Consider the following 15,611-nt stretch of genomic DNA (forward strand, 5'->3'; position numbering starts at 1 on the left):
GTGCCGACCAAGGTCGGCACCCACCGGGGAAGGGCACGGCGATCAGAACTTCGCGTTCAACGAAATCCAGTAGCTGCGGCGCTGGTCCTTGGTCGCGTAGTCATCCACGCAACTGAACTCGCTGGGATTGAGCAGCAGGCACGACTGCGAAACGAAGTCCTTGTCGAACAGGTTGTTGACCCGTGCATTGACCGTCAGCCACGGCGTAGCCTTCCAGCTGCCCCCCAGGTGGAAGATCGTGTAGTCCTCGTAATAGCGCGCGTGGCGGGTGCCGGCACTGTCGATGAGGGTGTCGCGATAGCGGTCGTAGCGGCCCTCGCCGATCAGCGACAGGCTGATGGCCTCGTTGAGCTGCCAGTTCAGGCTGGCATTGGCCATGTGCTTGGCCGGGGTGGTGCCGGTGATCGGCAGCCCCTTCTGCGGGCCGCTGGTCTGCTCGCTCCTGGTCCAGGTGTAGTTGCCGCGCAGCTGCAGGGTGTCGAGCAGGTCGACGTGGCCGGCCAGTTCGGCACCACGGGTTTCGGCCTTGTCGATGTTCACGCTCTGGGTGAAGGTGCTGTAGCCCAGCGCCGCCCAGCCCGGGCCGATGTCCACGCAGTAGCCGCTGCCGGCCGGTGCCACTTCGCAGTTAGGGAAGGTGCCGCCGCTGGCGATCTTGTCCTCGAACTTATTGAAGAAGCCGGTGACGTTGAAGCCCCAGCGCTGGCCTTCGTAGTAGGCGGCCAGCTCGTAGTTGGTGCTGGTTTCAGGCTTGAGGTTCGGGGAACCGACCAGAGGCAGCACGCCCTGGCCACCAAAGCCGGTGATGCCCGGGAACAACTGGTCCGGTCGCGGGGTCTTGTAGCCGGTGCTGACGCCACCCTTGAAGGTCCACGCATCGCTGGCGTTCCACACTAGGTAGCCACGCGGACTGACGTGGCTGCCGAACACGTTGTGGTCGTCGTAGCGCAGGCCGAAGGTAGCGGTGAGGGTATCGGTCAGCGCCCAGTTGTCCTCGGCGAACAGCGCCCACATGCGGTGCTTCTGCCTGGTGTTGCTGCGATAGCCGGCGCCATCCATGCCGAACACGCCGTCGATCATGTCGGTGTCGTTGTACTGGCCGCCGACGGTCAGCTTGTGCGCGCCGAAGTCGAGGTCGAGCATCGTGTCGAGCACGTAGCCTTCCAGTTCCATGGTGCGCAGCGGACGCGGCAGGAACGCCTGCAGGCGCGCCATCTCGCTCGGGTTGAGCGCGGCCAGGGCATTGCCACGGCCGGCCGCACAGTTGTTGGCGGCACCGGTGCGGCGGCAGACGTCATTCCACAGCGTCTGCAGGTTGGCGCGCTCGTCCAGGGTCAGCGGCAGCGAACGACCCAGGTTGCTGCTCTTGCTGTGGGTCAGTGAGGTCTGCCAGGTGCCGAAGCTGTAGCGGCCCTGGTGGGTCAGCGACAGCTGATCGCGCTCATAGCGCTGGTAGGCGGTGTAGCCGACGCGCGGCTGCACCACGCGGCGGGTGACGGTGCCGCTGCCGTTCGGGTTGGGGATGACCGCATTGCCGACGCGCCACAGGCTGCCCAGGCTGTCCAGCGTGCCGGTCTGGCCTTCGCTGTTGTCGTACTTCTGCCGCGACACGTCGTAGTCCAGCCACAGTTCGTGGTCATCGTTGACCCGGAAGTCCAGGCGCACGCCGGTATTCCAGTTGGTGTTGGCCACCGACTTGCCACCGCCGCCGAAGCCGATGCTGCGCTCCCACAGGCTGCCGTCGGGCAGGGTCAGTGCGTCCCACTCCGGATTGGAGGCCTTGGCGTCGTAGTAGCTGCCGCGCACCGCCAGGCTGTGGCGGTCCTTCAGCAGCGGGCCGCTGAGATACAGGTCGGTGGTGCGCGCATCACCGAACTGGTCGTCCTGCTGCACGGTGAAGCCCTGGGTCACGGCGCCGTGCCAGCGGTCCTGGTTGCGTCGGGTGATGATGTTGATCACGCCACCCATCGCGTCCGAGCCGTACAGCGTGGACATCGGGCCGCGCACGACTTCGATGCGCTCGATCGCGTCCAGCGGCGGCAGGTAGGCGAACTGGCCGCCACCGAAATTGTTCGGGTACAGCTGGCCGACATTGCTCTGGCGGCGCCCGTCGATCAGCACCAGGGTGTATTCGGACGGCAGGCCGCGCATGGAGATGGTGGCGCGGCCGTTCTTGTCGGTGGCCTCCAGGCCGACGTCGATGCCTTCGACGTCGCGCAGCGCGTCGACCAGGTTGGTGTAGGGGCGCTTGCTGAGTTCTTCGCGGCTGACCACGCTGATGCTGGCCGGTGCATCGATCACCTTCTGCTCGAAGCCGGAGGCGGTGACCACCACCTTGTCCAGCGTCTGTGGCGCGCCGGCAGCGTCACCGTGGGCGAAGGCAGGGGCGGTCATGGCCGCCAGCACGGCGCTGGTCAGCAGGGTACGGGACAGGGACGAACGGACACGATGGCGCTGGGCCATGGCAGTAACCTCGAAGGATGCAGGGTGGTGCGATGCCAGGCGCGAACGGCGCGGCATGCACGGGGAGGCCCGGTCAGGGGCGGCAGGGATGAAGCAGGCAGCGGCGCGCGGGCACGACCGCGCAGGCGGTCACGTGGGCCGTGAATCAGGCGAGCGGCGGCGCCTGGCCGCGTTGCTGGCGGCGCCCGGGCGCATCGGCCCAGGGCGTGTCCGGAGCGGCCAGCGGCCAGTCCGGGCGCACGCCGGGCATGGCCGGCGTAGCGGGTACGAGTTCAAGCTCGGTGCGCAGCCATTGGCTGGCCAGCAGCAACGGCGGGCGTGCCTTGTCGGCTGATTTCACCGGAGCGGCAGGACAGCGGCGCAGCTTGGCCGGTGCTTCTTCCTGGGCGCCTTCGCCGCCGCGCTCTTCCAGCGGCATCTGCACGGCCATTCCGGCCTGGCCGAGTGGCAGCAGCGGCAGGGTGCCCAGCAGCAGGGCCAGCATCGCCACCCACGCCAGCAGGCTGGCCAGCGCAGGACGCTGGCCGCGCATGGCGGTGCCCATCTTGCGATGGATGAGTGGACGAGGGCGAAGCGGGCGCAGCAAGCAGGGGTCCCCAGGGGTCTGCCAGCAGCGGCCGGCATCAACGGGGCGTGATTGTAATGAGAGCTGTTAGCTGTTGCAAATGAGAATGATTGCCAAAATGTCGCTGGCCAGCCGGACGGGGCTCAGACCTCGCTCCAGCGCCGCAGCAGGTTGTGGTACACGCCGGTCAGCTGCAGCACCGCCTCGGCGTCGCCGCCGGTCTGCCGCAGGCGCTCGATCGAGCCGTCCATTTCCCATAGCAGGCGGCGCTGCACATCGTCGCGGACCATGCTCTGCACCCAGAAGAACGAGGCCACGCGCGCGCCGGCGGTGACGGGGCGCACCTGGTGCAGGCTGCTGGACGGGTACACGATCAGGTCGCCGGCCGGCAGCTTCACTTCGTGCTCGCCGTAGGTGTCGCTGATGATCAGTTCGCCGCCCTCGTACTCGTACGGCGCCGACAGGAACAGGGTGCAGGAAATGTCCGAACGCAGCTGTTCGCCGTTGGCCAGGTTCATCACCGCGCCATCAACATGGAAGCCATAGGTGCCGCCACCGCTGTAGCGGTTGAAGCGCGGCGGCAGGTATTTCAGCGGCAGCGCGGCGCTGAAGAACAGCGGGTGCCGGGCCAGCGCGACGAGGATGATCTCGCCCAGTTCGCGGCGCAGCGGTGAGCCCTCGGGCAGCTGCTGGTTGTGCTTGGCCTGCGCGCCCAGATGGCCGACGGTTTCGCGGCCATCGGTCCAGTCGGCGGCATCGAGCCGGCGGCGAAAGTCGGCCACCTGGTCGGCGCTGAGAATGTCGGGGATGTGCAGCAGCATGCGGGACTCCTCAGAGGGACGGCGGTGCGACCAGGGCGCGCACCTGCGGATGCGGCGACGCGGCCAGTTCCGGCACGATGTGCGCCATGAACGCTGGGCTGCCGTGCGCCAGTGCGAGCCGCAGCCAGTGCACGGCCTGCTCGACCTGGCCGGCCTGCAGCAGGATCGAGGCGTAGTTGGCCTGGCCGCGGAAATCACCGGCTTCGGCGGCGCGCTGGTACCAGGCGAGCGCCGCCTGCGGATCGGGTGCGATATCCAGCCCGTCTTCAAGGTGGCGGGCCAGCAGGTTCATCGATTTGGCGTGGCCCAGGTGCGCGGCACGGGTGTACAGCGCCAGTGCCTGCGCGCGGTCCTGCGGAACGCCGCGGCCGGTGGCCAGCAGGTTGGCCAGGTTGTACAGGCCCCAGTCCAGCCCGGTGTCGGCCGCGCGCCGGTACCACACCGCGGCCAGCACCGGGTCGGGTGCGGTGCCCTGGCCCAGTTCGTGGCAGCGGCCCAGCATGTTCATCGCCATCGGCGCGCCGTTGTTGGCGGCGGTCTCGTACCAGAGCCGTGCCGCCGAGGCGTCCTGTGCGGTGCCTTTGCCTTCCATGTGCATCTGCGCGAGCAGCAGTTGTGCCTCGACCTGTCCGGCCTGCGCGGCGTCGCGCACGCGTGCGAAGGCAGCCTGCGGATCGTGCTGCAGCAGCGCGGCCAGAGCATCGCTGTCGATGGGGGTACGGGTTGCCATGGGGTGAGTATCGCCGGAAACAAAAACGGCGGCAGGAGAGCCTGCCGCCGTGGTGGAGCGCAGTTACATCAGAACTTCACGTTCAGTGCCAGGGTGGCCGAGCGACCCGGGGCGATGCTCGCGTAGTGCGAGGCATAGGCCTTGGTGAAGTAGGTCTTGTCGGTCAGGTTCTGCACGTTGAGCTGCAGGCTGATGTTGTCCTGGATCGCGTAGCTGGCCATCGCGTCGAAGCGGGTGTAGCTGGCAATCCACTTGGTGTTGGCGACGTCACCGTACTGCTTGTCCGAGTAGAACGCACCGGCGCCGATGGTCAGGCCGATCGGGAAGCGGTAGGTGGTCCACAGGTTCGCGCTGTGCTTGGCGGTGTTCGGGAACACGTTGCCGTTGTTCGGCGACGGCACGTAGACGTTGGACGGGCAGGTGCGGCCCACCGGTGCGCCACAGACGAAACCGTTGTCCTTCAGTTCCGAGTCCAGGTAGGTGTAGCCGCCGTACAGGCTCCAGGCATCGGTCAGCTGGCCGGTGAAGCCCAGCTCGAAGCCGTTGATTTCCTTCTTGCCGGCGTTCTGGCTGGTGCCATTGTCGATGGTCACGCGTGCGTTGTTCATCACGGTGTGGAAGATCGCGGCAGTCAGGTTCAGGCGCTTGTCGAACAGGTCCCACTTGGTGCCCAGCTCGAGGTTCCTGGTGTCCTGCGGCTTGAGGTCGGCCACGGCGGCGCTCAGGCCGTCCGAACCGTCGCCACCGTCCATGCCCGGCGGGGTCGAGGAGGTGCCCCAGGACAGGTAGATGCTGCCGTTGGCGGCCGGCTTGAACACCACGCCGGCCTGGTAGTTCAGGAAGTCGTTGCTGTTGCGCACGCGGGTCGGTGCCTTGCCGGCCACCGGAGTGGTCAGGGTGGTACGGAAGTCGTCGTAGCGCAGGCCGAGGTTGATCATCCACTGCTCATTGAGCTCGATGGTGTCGAACACGTAGGCCGAGGTGGTCTTGGTGCGCTGCTCGACGTCCAGTGCCTTGTCGCTGCGATAGACGATCTGACCGGCCGCCCACGGATCGTTCGGGTTCGGATTGTTGAAGTCGGTGCAGTTGTAGCCGGTGGCCGCGCCGGACACCTGGCAGCGAGTGCTGTTGGCGCTGTTTTCAAGGGGATTGGCGGTGCCCGGCGACATCAGGTAGCTGCCACGGGTCATCTTCTCGTCGCTGTACTCCACGCCCGCGCTGTAGCTGTGCTTGAGCGCGCCGGTCTGGAACGCACCGGTCAGGCCCAGCTGGTCGGCGAAGCTCTTGACGTCGACCGCACGGGTGTTGGTGCGACGCCACAAGGTGCCGTACAGGTTGGGGTTGCCCTTGCTGTCGTCCGGCTGGGTCCACAGGTAGTCGTTGCTGGTGTTGCCCAGGCGCGCGATGTTGCGCAGCTTGTGGCCGCCGAAGTCGTAGCTGGCATCCAGGGTGCTGATGTCGGCGCGGGTGCGCTGGAAATCACGGTCGACCAGGCCGTAGTAGTTGTTGCGGTCCGGCACCATCGGCCGGCCATCACCGTTCTTGGCCACGTTCGGGCCGCTGGAGAACGGATTGCTGTAGGGGAAGCCACCCGCGTCCGGCAGGTCATCGCTCTGCATGTGGTAGTGGCTGGCGATCAGCTGCGCCGGTCCGTTCAGGCCGAACGCGATCGACGGCGCGATGCCCCAGCGGCTGACGTTGGCGGCGTCGCGGCCGGCGACGTCCGATTCGTGCTTCATCAGGTTCAGGCGGGCGGCGATGCCATCCCCCAGCACGTAGTTGGCGTCCACGGTGCCGCGCGCGTAGCTGTCGGTGCCGATGCCCATGCTGGCGCTGGTCTCGTTCTTCAGCTTCGGCGTCTTGCTCACCAGGTTCAGGCTGCCACCACCGGAGTCACGGCCGCCGTAGGCCGAGCTCGGGCCCTTGACCACTTCCACCTGCTCCAGGTCGAAGATCTCGCGGGTCTGCGAGCCGACGTCGCGCAGTCCGTCGACGAACACGTTGCTCTGCGAATCGAAGCCACGGATGAAGGGGCGGTCACCGGTCGGATTGCCGCCTTCGCCGGCACCGAAGGTGATGCCCGGCACCATGCGCAGCGCATCCTGCAGGTTGGTCGCACCGGTTTCGGCGATCAGCTTCTCCGACACGATCGACACCGACTTCGGGGTGTCCAGCAGCTCGGCGGTGAACTTCGGCGAGGACGGGTTGAACCAGCTGCCGCGCACCTGCACCTTGTCCAGCTCGGTGGCGTTGCGGGAACCGGCGTCGGCGCCGTCGGCAGCCTGCGCAGCCAGCGGAGCAAAGCCCGCGGCCAGGGTGGCGGTGGCGAGCAGGGAAACGCGCGGGGCGTGCTTGCGGGACGTGATGTGGGTCATGACTGTGGGTAGTGGCTTGGATCGGGAAAGGGCGAGCGCGAGCCGGCGCAGATGGGCATGCGGCGACAGGCGGGAAGTGGGTGCTGTAGAGCCGAGCCAGGCTCGGCTGGCGGGAAACGCAATCAGGCGCACGGCAACGGCCGCAGGGCGCCTCAGCTGGCGTGCGGTGCAGGCGGTGCGTGGCCGGGGTTCAACCGCAGCGCGGGATCATGCAACTGCCAGCGCAGGGCATCGGAGCGCCACAGCGGGATACGCGCGACCAGAGCGGCGCGTGCAGGGACCAGACCGGTGCAGGGCGAGGTGCCCTCGCCATCGAACGGAGTCTCCGGTGCTGGTGCGGCGTGCTGCGGGCATTCGTCGGCTGGCGGTTGCGGCAGCGGCATCGCCTGCAGCAGATCTTCAGCGTGTGCCTGCCAGCCATGCGCAGCCGGATCGCCGCCACGCCCTTCGTGCAAGGCCGACCAGCCCAGCAGCAACGTCAGCAGCACGGCCACGAGCAGTGGCCACCCTTGGCGGGCGAGCTGGCACAGCGTGGCGGTGGGCGCGGGCGAAGCCATGGCGCAGGGGCGATGTCGTTACGAAGATGTTACGTAGAATAACATCAACGATAATGATTCGCATATGCGCAATCGGGTTGCCGATCTGGATGGCCTGGAAGGGCCCTGGAGGGCCCCTCAGTGCACTCCAGTGGATCACCCCATGGGTGGATGCTCTCCCGCGAGGCGCCCTCTGGGGGCTCTCCGGGCCCAGCGCCGCCTCAATCCCGGTCGTCGCGGGTCCAGATCGCGTCGTGCTCGCGCTTCACCGGGAACTTGGGCACAGGGCTGTAGGCCGGGGCGCACAGGGCGCGGCCATCGCGCACGTCGAAGCGCGCGCCGTGCAGCACGCACTCCACGCTGCCTTCGGTAGTGTTGAACTCGCCCGAGGACAGTTCGAACTCTTCATGCGTGCACTGGTCTTCCAGTGCGTACAGCTCGCCGTCGAGGTTGAATACCACGATCGGCGTGCCGGTCACTTCGTCGAACACGCTCTTCATTTCACCCGGCAGCAGCTCGTTGCCGGCACAGACGAAGGTCCAGGCCTCACTCACGCGGCGGCTCCGTTCAGCGGCTTTTCCAGGATCTCGAAGCGCAGGTCGTCGCGCTTCGGGATGCCGAAGCGTTCGTCGCCATACGGGAACGGCTTCTTGATGCCGGTACGGCTGTAGCCGCGGCGCTCGTAGAAGGCGATCAGCTCGTCGCGCACGTCGATGACGGTCATCTGCATCACCGGTACGTTCCATTCGCGCGCGGCGTGTGCTTCGGCGGCATCCATCAGCTGCTTGCCGACGCCGCCGCCCTGCTGGGCCGGATCGACCGAGAACATGCCGAAGTAGCCCTTGCCGTCGACATCGGCGACGTGGGCGCAGGCCACCAGCTGGTCCCCGCGCTCGGCCAGCAGGATGGTCGAGCGCGGGCGGTCGAGGTCGGCCTGGATGCCTTCGGCGTCGATGCGGGCGCCATCCAGCAGGTCGGCTTCGGTGGTCCAACCGACGCGGCTGGCGTCGCCACGGTAGGCCGAGGTGACGAGGGCGATCAGGGCGGGGATGTCGGCCGGCGTGGCGGCGCGGAAGGTCAGGGTGCTCATGGCCCCATTCTAGGTGGGGCGTGGGCGGGCGCAAATGGGGGGAGGGGGCAGATCCCTTTCGCAACGCGGAAGGGATCTGACCCCGGAGCACCGGCTATGCTCGCCGTTCGTCGCTTTCCCGCAGGAGGCAGAAATGGATTGGCAAGGCGGAGACGGAGGCGCCATGAAGGTCGCTACGCTCGGCATGATCGTGGCGATGTCGGTCCTGCTCGCGTGCACGGATGCCTCCGTCGTGGGCAGGGACGCTTCCTTCAACAGTTTTGCCTGCCCTGGGTTCAACCCGGCACGTGCACTTCCTGTCGCCCTGGAGGAACTGCGTGCGCACCCTGTCCGCTATCAGGGCCGCTTGGTAAAGGTGCGGGGTGCCTACGTCGGAGGCTGGGAAATGTCGGCGCTGCATCCAGGACCGCCGGTACGTGACCCGTGGGCGGCAGACGGCATCTGGGTGGAGGGAATCGCGCCGGTGACGTTGCCGACGGAGCAGGCTTTTGAAATGACCGGGATCGTGTCGGCGGCGCGGCCGGATGCGGTGAGCGGCAAGGGGCATCTTGGCCAGTGGCCTGCCGAACTATGTGTGTCGTCGGTGCGGCGGCTGCAGGAGTGATCGGGTAGTTGGGGTCAGAGCCCATTCGCGATGCGAAAGGGATCTGACCCCGGTCTTCCGGGGTTACCCCAACAGCTTCCGTACCTTGGTCAGCGCGGTCATGAACCGCTCGATCTCGGCGTGCGTGTTGTAGAACGCCAGCGAGGCACGGCAGGTGGCCGCCACACCAAAGTACTGCAGCAGCGGGTGTGCGCAGTGCTGGCCGGAGCGCACCGCCACGCCTTCCAGGTCAAGCAGGGTCGCCAGGTCGTGCGCATGCGCGCCGTCGATCAGGAACGAGACCACGGCGGCCTTCTCCGGTGCTTCGCCGATGATGCGCAGACCGTCGACGCGGCGCAGCTCTTCGGTGAAATGCGCCAGCAGTTCAGCCTCGCGTGCTTCCACGTTCTCCTGGCCAAGCTGCTGCAGGTAGTCGGCGGCCACGCCCAGGCCGATGAAGCCGGCGATGTTCGGGGTGCCGGCTTCGAACTTGTGCGGGGCATCGTTGAACACGGTGCCGTCGAAGCTGACTTCCTTGATCATCTCGCCGCCGCCAAGGAACGGCGGCATCGCATCCAGGTGCTCGCGGCGCGCCCACAGCGCACCGGTGCCGGTCGGACCACACATTTTGTGGCCGGTGATGGCGTAGAAGTCACAGCCGATCGCGGCCACGTCGACCTTGCGGTGCGGCACGGCCTGCGAGCCATCAACCACGGTGATGATGCCGCGCTTGCGCGCTTCACGGCAGATCTCGCGCACCGGGTTGACCGTGCCCAGCACGTTGGACACGTGGGTGACCGCCAGCAGCTTGACCTCCGGGGTCATTGCCGCGCGCAGCGCATCCAGATCGAGTGCGCCGTCAGGCGTGATCTCGGCCACGCGGATGGTGGCGCCGGTACGCTGTGCGACCAGCTGCCACGGCACGATGTTGGCGTGGTGTTCCATGCGCGTGATCAGGATCACGTCGCCGGCCTTCAATCGCGGCAGGGCCCACGAATACGCCACCAGGTTGATGGCGAAGGTAGTGCCGCTGCACAGCACCAGGTCGCTGGGGCGCACGTTGAGGAAGCGTGCCAGCGTGTTGCGCGCGCCTTCGTAGGCGTCGGTGGCTTCGCTGCCCAGTGCATGCACCGCGCGGCTGACGTTGGCGTTGTAACGGCGGTAGAACTCGTCCACCGCGCCGATCACCTGCACCGGTTTCTGGCCGGTGTTGGCATTGTCGAAATAGACCAGCGGCTTGCCGTGCACTTCACGCATCAGCAGCGGGAAGTCGAGGCGGACGCGATCCCAATCGGGCGCGCCGGTGCGTTCTTCGATCGGGCGCGGGGTGGACAGGTTCATGCCACACCCGCCTCGGCCAGGGCCTTGTCCAAACGGCGTGCAAGCTGCTCGCGCAGGGCTTCCGGCAGGATCTTCAGCGGCTCGTGGCAGAACGCGGCGCTCAGCAGTGCCTGCGCCTGTGCCTGCGGCAGGCCGCGCGAGCGCAGGTAGAACAGCGCGTTGGCATCGAGCTGGCCGACGGTGGCGCCATGCGCGGCCTTCACTTCATCGGCGTCGATGACCAGCGTCGGCTGGGTATCGATCTCGGCGTCGGCCGACAGCAGCAGATTCTTGTTGGACAGGTTCGCATCGGTACCGTCGGCGCCTTCGCGGATCTGGATGCCACCATGGAACACCACGCGGCTGCGGTTGGCGGCAACGCCACGCCACAGCAGCTCGCAACTCGTATCGCGCGCGATGTGGTCGATGCCCAGGCGGGTCTCGACGTGGCGTCGGCCATTGCCGAGCAGCACGCCGTTGGCGGTCAGCTGGGCGTTGTCGCCTTCCAAGCGCACGTTCAGTTCGTGGCGGCTGAGTGCTGCGCCCAGTTCCAGGTCGACGCGGTGGTACTGCGCGTCGCGGGCCAGCACCGCGTCGGTACGCAGGAAGCTGGTCTGGCGCGCGCTGCCGGCCTGCACGCGGGCGTGCTTGAGCACGGCATCGCGGGCGACATGGGCGTGCAGCACGGTGTTGTCCAGGTGCGCCGAATCGCCGACGCTGAGGCGGTGCTCGACCACGCCCAGGCTGGCGCCGGCACGCAGTTCGATCAGGTGGCGGTGGTGCCAGGCCAGATCGGTGTCGCCAGCGACGCTGGCGAACACCAGCTGTAGCGGCGCTTCCACCTGCACACCTTCTTCCACGCGCAGCACCACGCCTTCATCGGCCAGCGCGGCATTCAGGCGGGCGAAGATCTCTTCGCTGCGCTCGTAGCGGCGGCCAAGGAAACGCACGGCGTCTTCGCCGGAGGCCAGTGCGGCCGACAGCGGCTGCAGCTGCACGCCGTCCGGCAGGACCTGCACGTCGCTCAGCGCGGCATCCAGGCGGCCGTTGACGAACACCAGGCGCGGTGCCGGGATGTCCTCCAGCAGCGCGGCGTCCAGCGCCGGGCCCTGCAGCGGTGCAGCCGCGAACGCACGGCGTTCCAGCTGGCGCAGCGAGGTGTACTTCCAGGCTTCGTTGCGCGCGGCCGGCAGGCCGTCACGCAGGGCCGCGTCCAGCACTTCGCGGCGCGCGTCGCTGCCGCAGAAGGCCTGGGCCATGGAGTCGAGCAGGGCGCTCATCAGACCGCCGCCTCGCGCACCACGCGATCCTTGAGGAAATCGTAGCCGTGCGCTTCCAGTTCCAGCGCCAGTTCCGGGCCACCGGTCTTGACGATGCGGCCATCGGCCAGCACGTGCACCACGTCCGGCTTGATGTAGTCCAGCAGGCGCTGGTAGTGGGTGATGACCAGGAACGAACGGTCAGCGCCGCGCAGCGCGTTGACGCCGTCGGCCACGCTCTTCAGCGCGTCGATGTCCAGGCCCGAATCGGTTTCGTCCAGGATCGCCAGCTTCGGCTCGAGCACGGCCAGCTGGAAGATCTCGTTGCGCTTCTTCTCGCCACCGGAGAAGCCTTCGTTGACGCCACGGTGCAGCAGTTCGTCCTTCAGGTGCAGCACGGCCAGCTTCTGGCGCACCAGCTTGAGGAACTGCATGGAGTCCAGTTCGTCCTCGCCACGCGCCTTGCGCTGTGCATTCAGCGCGGCGCGCAGGAAGTAGGTGTTGTTCACACCCGGGATTTCCACCGGGTACTGGAACGCCAGGAACAGGCCGGCGGCGGCGCGGGCTTCCGGGTCCTGGTCGAGCAGGTCGCTGCCGTCGAACTGCACGCTGCCTTCGGTGACTTCATAGCCGTCGCGGCCTGCCAGGACATTGCCCAGGGTGGACTTGCCGGCGCCGTTGGGGCCCATGATGGCGTGCACCTGGCCGGGCTTCACTTCCAGCGACAGGCCCTTGAGGATTTCCTTGTCGCCGATGCGGGCGTGGAGGTTTTCGATCTTCAGCATGGTCATGGCTTGGTAGGTTTCGGGGCTGCGGGGGCGATGCGGACGATCTGCACCGTGCCGTTGCCGGGCTGCCCAGGTTGAGCGGGGAGGGCGGAGAAAACCACGATGATCTCTTCACCGGGTTCTTGCAGGCAGGAGACTGCGAGGGAGGCCTGTCGGACGGATTCGGCAGCGGCGCGATCCAGCTCACGGTTGCCCGAGCTCAGGCGAGCCCGGATCGCGCCGAAGCTGCCGTCCTGCCCCGTTGTCAGCACTATCGAAAATTCTCTCGGCGCGGAGATGACCGTGCTGGCGGGCAATCTGACCGGGGTGGCACCCACCAGGTCTTCGGGGGTGCAGGACGCGTTGGCCAGGGCCCAGGGCGAAAGGCCCAGCAGCAACAGTGCGGGCAAAGACGTACGCATCATCCGACGCTTCCTTCCAGCGAGACTTCCAGCAGCTTCTTGGCCTCCACCGCGAACTCCATCGGCAGTTCGCGGAACACCTGCTTGCAGAAGCCGTCGACGATCATCGACACCGCGTCTTCCTGGCTGATGCCACGGGCGCGGCAGTAGAACAGCTGGTCGTCGGAAATCTTCGAGGTGGTGGCCTCGTGTTCGACGGTGGCACCCGGGTTCTTCACCTCGATGTAGGGGAAGGTGTGCGCGCCGCACTGCTTGCCGATCAGCAGCGAATCGCACTGGGTGTAGTTGCGCGCGCCATCGGCGTTGCGGTCCACCCGCACCAGGCCGCGGTAGGTGTTCTGGCCACGGCCGGCACTGATGCCCTTGCTGACGATCTTGCTCTTGGTGCGCTTGCCGACGTGGATCATCTTGGTGCCGGTGTCGGCCTGCTGGCGGTGATGGGTCAGCGCCACGGAGTGGAACTCACCGACCGAGTCGTCGCCGAGCAGCACGCAGGATGGGTACTTCCAGGTGATCGCCGAACCGGTTTCGACCTGGGTCCAGGTGACCTTGCTGCGCGCGCCACGGCATTCGGCACGCTTGGTGACGAAGTTGTAGATGCCGCCGACGCCGTTCTCGTCGCCCGGGTACCAGTTCTGCACGGTGGAGTACTTGATCTCCGCGTCTTCCAGCGCGACCAACTCGACCACCGCCGCGTGCAGCTGGTTCTCGTCGCGCATCGGCGCGGTGCAGCCTTCCAGGTAGGACACGTAGGCCTTGTCCTCGCACACGATCAGGGTGCGCTCGAACTGGCCGGTGTGGCCGGCATTGATGCGGAAGTAGGTGCTCAGTTCCATCGGGCAACGCACGCCCTTGGGAATGAACACGAAGCTGCCATCGGAGAACACCGCCGAATTGAGCGCGGCGAAGTAGTTGTCGCCTACCGGCACCACGGTGCCCAGGTACTGGCGGACCAGTTCCGGATGTTCCTTGATGGCCTCGGACATCGAGCAGAAGATGATGCCCTTCTCGGCCAGTTCCTTGCGGAACGTGGTACCGACGGACACCGAGTCGAACACCGCGTCCACCGCCACGCCTGCCAGCTTGGCACGCTCGTGCAGCGGCACGCCCAGCTTGTCGTAGGTGTCGAGCAGTTCCTTTGGCACGTCATCCAGCGAGGCGTACTTCGGGCCCTTGGGCGCGGAGTAGTAGCTGAGCGCCTGCAGGTCGATCGGCGCGATCTCCAGCTTGGCCCAGTCCGGCATCGGCATGGTCAGGAAGTGGCGGTAGGCGTCCAGGCGCCACTGCGTCATCCACTCCGGCTCGTCCTTCTTGGCCGACAGGGCACGGATGGTGTCCTCGTCCAGGCCCGGCGGCAGGGAGTCCGATTCGATCTCGGTGATGAAGCCGGCCGAATACTTGCGGCCGAGCTGTTCGTGGATCTCGCGGTTGGGGGTGTCGTCGTGGGCGACGTTTTCGATGGTTTCGGTGGCCATGGGGGGGCTGCCTGTGGATCAGGAGACGACGTCGACAGCGATGGTGCGGCGCTGTTCGTCATCGGCAAGGGGAAGAGGGGGCAGGATCTGGGCGAGGGTGACATCGCGCAGGGCCTCGGAGACCACGTCGTTGATCAGCCGCCAGCTGCTGCGCGCGCCGCACTTGGGCGCCATGCCGCACTGGTGGTGGTCGTGGCTGCATTCGGTCAGGGCCAATGGCCCTTCCATCGCTTCGACCACTTCGAACAGCGAGATCTCGATGGCCGGGCGGGTCAGGCGGTAGCCGCCACGGACACCGCGCAGGCCTTCGACCAGGCCGGCCTGGGCCAGCGGCTTGAGCACCTTGCTGACGGTGGGCGGCTCCAGGCCGGTGAATTCGGCCAGCTCAGTGGCACTGAGCACCTCGCCCGGACGGGCGGCAAGCACGGTCAGCACCACGGTGGCGTAATCGGTGAGCTTGGTGACACGCAACATGGGAATGCGAGCGGTTCTTAAAGCGGACTGAAATTGTACGCTTTTATTCGCCGGCATCCAACCCGGGCATTCAGCCGGCGCTGGGACGGACCGGGACGACGCACCGGGGCCACCGCCGGGTCGCCATGCTGCGCCAACGGGGTGATTTTCGCAATCACCCGGAATGGGCGAGAATCCCGGTTCCATCCGCTGCAAACAGCCCGTGCCGATGCCGAAGAAGATCCAAGCCCGCAAGTCCGCCATCCATGGCAACGGCGTGTTCGCCGTGGCCCCGATCAAGCAGGGCGAGCGCGTGATCCAGTACAGGGGCCTGCTGCGCAGCCACGGCGACGTTGATGCCGATGACAGCGGCGACGTCGAAAGCGGCCATACCTTCCTGTTCACCCTCAACGATGACTGGGTGATCGATGCCAACTACAAGGGCAACGATGCGCGCTGGATCAACCACAGCTGCGATCCGAACTGCGAGGCGGTGATCGAGGAAGACGAGGACGGTGACAGCCGTGGCGACAAGGTGTTCATCGAGGCGCTGCGTGACATCAAGGCCGGCGAAGAGCTGACCTACAACTACGGCATCACCCTGGCCGAGCGTCACACCGCCAAGCTGAAGAAGATCTGGGAGTGCCGATGCGGCTCGCCCAAGTGCACCGGAACCATGCTGCAGCCCAAGCGCTGACTGGTACCGGGTAGTGCCGACCGCTGGCCGGCACCTGGATTGCGCCTTGCCGGCC

The 15,611-nt window shown here is 66.9% G+C and carries 16 protein-coding genes; 2 read left to right on the forward strand and 14 right to left on the reverse strand.

What is annotated here, in order from left to right:
* Nucleotides 1–42: 42 nt before the first annotated feature.
* The 8 genes from O0K41_RS20100 to O0K41_RS20135 all read right to left on the reverse strand — a co-directional run bounded on the left by O0K41_RS20100 (nt 43) and on the right by O0K41_RS20135 (nt 8,580).
* Nucleotides 43–2,463: a TonB-dependent receptor gene (locus O0K41_RS20100; protein ID WP_164221501.1), complete on the reverse strand. Its 2,421-nt coding sequence runs from the start codon at nt 2,461–2,463 to the stop codon at nt 43–45.
* Nucleotides 2,464–2,608: 145 nt separating this feature from the next.
* A complete protein-coding gene (locus O0K41_RS20105) occupies nt 2,609–3,007 on the reverse strand; it encodes a hypothetical protein (RefSeq protein ID WP_164221499.1) in 399 nt (132 codons plus the stop codon).
* 164 nt (nt 3,008–3,171) lie between these two features.
* On the reverse strand, nt 3,172–3,849 hold the full coding sequence (locus O0K41_RS20110; protein ID WP_012479362.1) for a Fe2+-dependent dioxygenase: 678 nt from the start codon (nt 3,847–3,849) through the stop codon (nt 3,172–3,174).
* A 10-nt stretch (nt 3,850–3,859) separates the two neighbouring features.
* Nucleotides 3,860–4,579, reverse strand: coding sequence for a tetratricopeptide repeat protein (locus tag O0K41_RS20115; protein ID WP_088436885.1), 720 nt, complete (start codon nt 4,577–4,579; stop codon nt 3,860–3,862).
* A gap of 68 nt (nt 4,580–4,647) precedes the next feature.
* Nucleotides 4,648–6,954 (reverse strand): TonB-dependent receptor, encoded by a 2,307-nt coding sequence (locus tag O0K41_RS20120; RefSeq protein ID WP_099605998.1) that lies wholly within the window; start codon nt 6,952–6,954, stop codon nt 4,648–4,650.
* 152 nt (nt 6,955–7,106) lie between these two features.
* A complete protein-coding gene (locus O0K41_RS20125; protein WP_049448608.1) occupies nt 7,107–7,511 on the reverse strand; it encodes a hypothetical protein in 405 nt (134 codons plus the stop codon).
* 200 nt (nt 7,512–7,711) lie between these two features.
* Entirely contained in the window at nt 7,712–8,044 is a 333-nt protein-coding gene (locus O0K41_RS20130; RefSeq protein ID WP_005408428.1) for a non-heme iron oxygenase ferredoxin subunit, read from the reverse strand.
* Nucleotides 8,041–8,580, reverse strand: coding sequence for a GNAT family N-acetyltransferase (locus O0K41_RS20135; protein WP_005408429.1), 540 nt, complete (start codon nt 8,578–8,580; stop codon nt 8,041–8,043). The genes O0K41_RS20130 and O0K41_RS20135 overlap by 4 nt, the downstream gene beginning before the upstream one ends.
* A gap of 163 nt (nt 8,581–8,743) precedes the next feature.
* Between O0K41_RS20135 and O0K41_RS20140 the strand changes: the two genes are divergently transcribed.
* A complete protein-coding gene (locus O0K41_RS20140) occupies nt 8,744–9,184 on the forward strand; it encodes a hypothetical protein (protein WP_123958287.1) in 441 nt (146 codons plus the stop codon).
* Nucleotides 9,185–9,247: 63 nt separating this feature from the next.
* On the opposite strand, the gene O0K41_RS20145 is transcribed toward O0K41_RS20140, so the two are convergent.
* Genes O0K41_RS20145 through O0K41_RS20170 form a run of 6 tightly spaced genes read right to left on the reverse strand, consistent with a single transcriptional unit; the run spans nt 9,248 to nt 14,880 of the window.
* Nucleotides 9,248–10,504, reverse strand: a complete 1,257-nt coding sequence (locus tag O0K41_RS20145) for a cysteine desulfurase (RefSeq protein ID WP_010483557.1) — start codon at nt 10,502–10,504, stop codon at nt 9,248–9,250.
* Complete coding sequence (gene sufD, locus O0K41_RS20150) at nt 10,501–11,763, reverse strand: Fe-S cluster assembly protein SufD (RefSeq protein WP_049448615.1); 1,263 nt, start codon at nt 11,761–11,763, stop codon at nt 10,501–10,503. The genes O0K41_RS20145 and sufD overlap by 4 nt, the downstream gene beginning before the upstream one ends.
* Nucleotides 11,763–12,527: a Fe-S cluster assembly ATPase SufC gene (gene sufC, locus O0K41_RS20155; RefSeq protein WP_164221497.1), complete on the reverse strand. Its 765-nt coding sequence runs from the start codon at nt 12,525–12,527 to the stop codon at nt 11,763–11,765. The genes sufD and sufC overlap by 1 nt, the downstream gene beginning before the upstream one ends.
* A 2-nt stretch (nt 12,528–12,529) precedes the next feature.
* Nucleotides 12,530–12,934 (reverse strand): hypothetical protein, encoded by a 405-nt coding sequence (locus tag O0K41_RS20160; RefSeq protein WP_164221495.1) that lies wholly within the window; start codon nt 12,932–12,934, stop codon nt 12,530–12,532.
* Nucleotides 12,931–14,406: a Fe-S cluster assembly protein SufB gene (gene sufB / locus O0K41_RS20165; protein ID WP_005408435.1), complete on the reverse strand. Its 1,476-nt coding sequence runs from the start codon at nt 14,404–14,406 to the stop codon at nt 12,931–12,933. Before sufB ends, O0K41_RS20160 begins: the two co-directional genes overlap by 4 nt.
* Before the next feature lie 18 nt (nt 14,407–14,424).
* The gene (locus tag O0K41_RS20170; protein ID WP_005408436.1) at nt 14,425–14,880 is read right to left on the reverse strand and encodes an SUF system Fe-S cluster assembly regulator; all 456 of its coding nucleotides are present in this window, start codon (nt 14,878–14,880) and stop codon (nt 14,425–14,427) included.
* A gap of 208 nt (nt 14,881–15,088) precedes the next feature.
* Between O0K41_RS20170 and O0K41_RS20175 the strand changes: the two genes are divergently transcribed.
* Entirely contained in the window at nt 15,089–15,556 is a 468-nt protein-coding gene (locus O0K41_RS20175; protein WP_088436931.1) for an SET domain-containing protein-lysine N-methyltransferase, read from the forward strand.
* The last annotated feature ends 55 nt before the right edge of the window (nt 15,557–15,611 follow it).

It is taken from the genome of Stenotrophomonas sp. Sm2128, assembly GCF_030985535.1.
Taxonomy (GTDB): Bacteria; Pseudomonadota; Gammaproteobacteria; order Xanthomonadales; family Xanthomonadaceae; genus Stenotrophomonas; species Stenotrophomonas maltophilia.

Bases quoted from the DNA above. Each gene is read 5' to 3' on its own strand.
- O0K41_RS20100 (WP_164221501.1), bottom strand. From the start codon at position 2,463: ATGGCCCAGCGCCATCGTGTCCGTTCGTCCCTGTCCCGTACCCTGCTG.
- O0K41_RS20105 (WP_164221499.1), bottom strand. From the start codon at position 3,007: ATGGGCACCGCCATGCGCGGCCAGCGTCCTGCGCTGGCCAGCCTGCTG.
- O0K41_RS20110 (WP_012479362.1), bottom strand. From the start codon at position 3,849: ATGCTGCTGCACATCCCCGACATTCTCAGCGCCGACCAGGTGGCCGAC.
- O0K41_RS20115 (WP_088436885.1), bottom strand. From the start codon at position 4,579: ATGGCAACCCGTACCCCCATCGACAGCGATGCTCTGGCCGCGCTGCTG.
- O0K41_RS20120 (WP_099605998.1), bottom strand. From the start codon at position 6,954: ATGACCCACATCACGTCCCGCAAGCACGCCCCGCGCGTTTCCCTGCTC.
- O0K41_RS20125 (WP_049448608.1), bottom strand. From the start codon at position 7,511: ATGGCTTCGCCCGCGCCCACCGCCACGCTGTGCCAGCTCGCCCGCCAA.
- O0K41_RS20135 (WP_005408429.1), bottom strand. From the start codon at position 8,580: ATGAGCACCCTGACCTTCCGCGCCGCCACGCCGGCCGACATCCCCGCC.
- O0K41_RS20140 (WP_123958287.1), top strand. From the start codon at position 8,744: ATGAAGGTCGCTACGCTCGGCATGATCGTGGCGATGTCGGTCCTGCTC.
- O0K41_RS20145 (WP_010483557.1), bottom strand. From the start codon at position 10,504: ATGAACCTGTCCACCCCGCGCCCGATCGAAGAACGCACCGGCGCGCCC.
- sufD (WP_049448615.1), bottom strand. From the start codon at position 11,763: ATGAGCGCCCTGCTCGACTCCATGGCCCAGGCCTTCTGCGGCAGCGAC.
- sufC (WP_164221497.1), bottom strand. From the start codon at position 12,527: ATGCTGAAGATCGAAAACCTCCACGCCCGCATCGGCGACAAGGAAATC.
- O0K41_RS20160 (WP_164221495.1), bottom strand. From the start codon at position 12,934: ATGATGCGTACGTCTTTGCCCGCACTGTTGCTGCTGGGCCTTTCGCCC.
- sufB (WP_005408435.1), bottom strand. From the start codon at position 14,406: ATGGCCACCGAAACCATCGAAAACGTCGCCCACGACGACACCCCCAAC.
- O0K41_RS20170 (WP_005408436.1), bottom strand. From the start codon at position 14,880: ATGTTGCGTGTCACCAAGCTCACCGATTACGCCACCGTGGTGCTGACC.
- O0K41_RS20175 (WP_088436931.1), top strand. From the start codon at position 15,089: ATGCCGAAGAAGATCCAAGCCCGCAAGTCCGCCATCCATGGCAACGGC.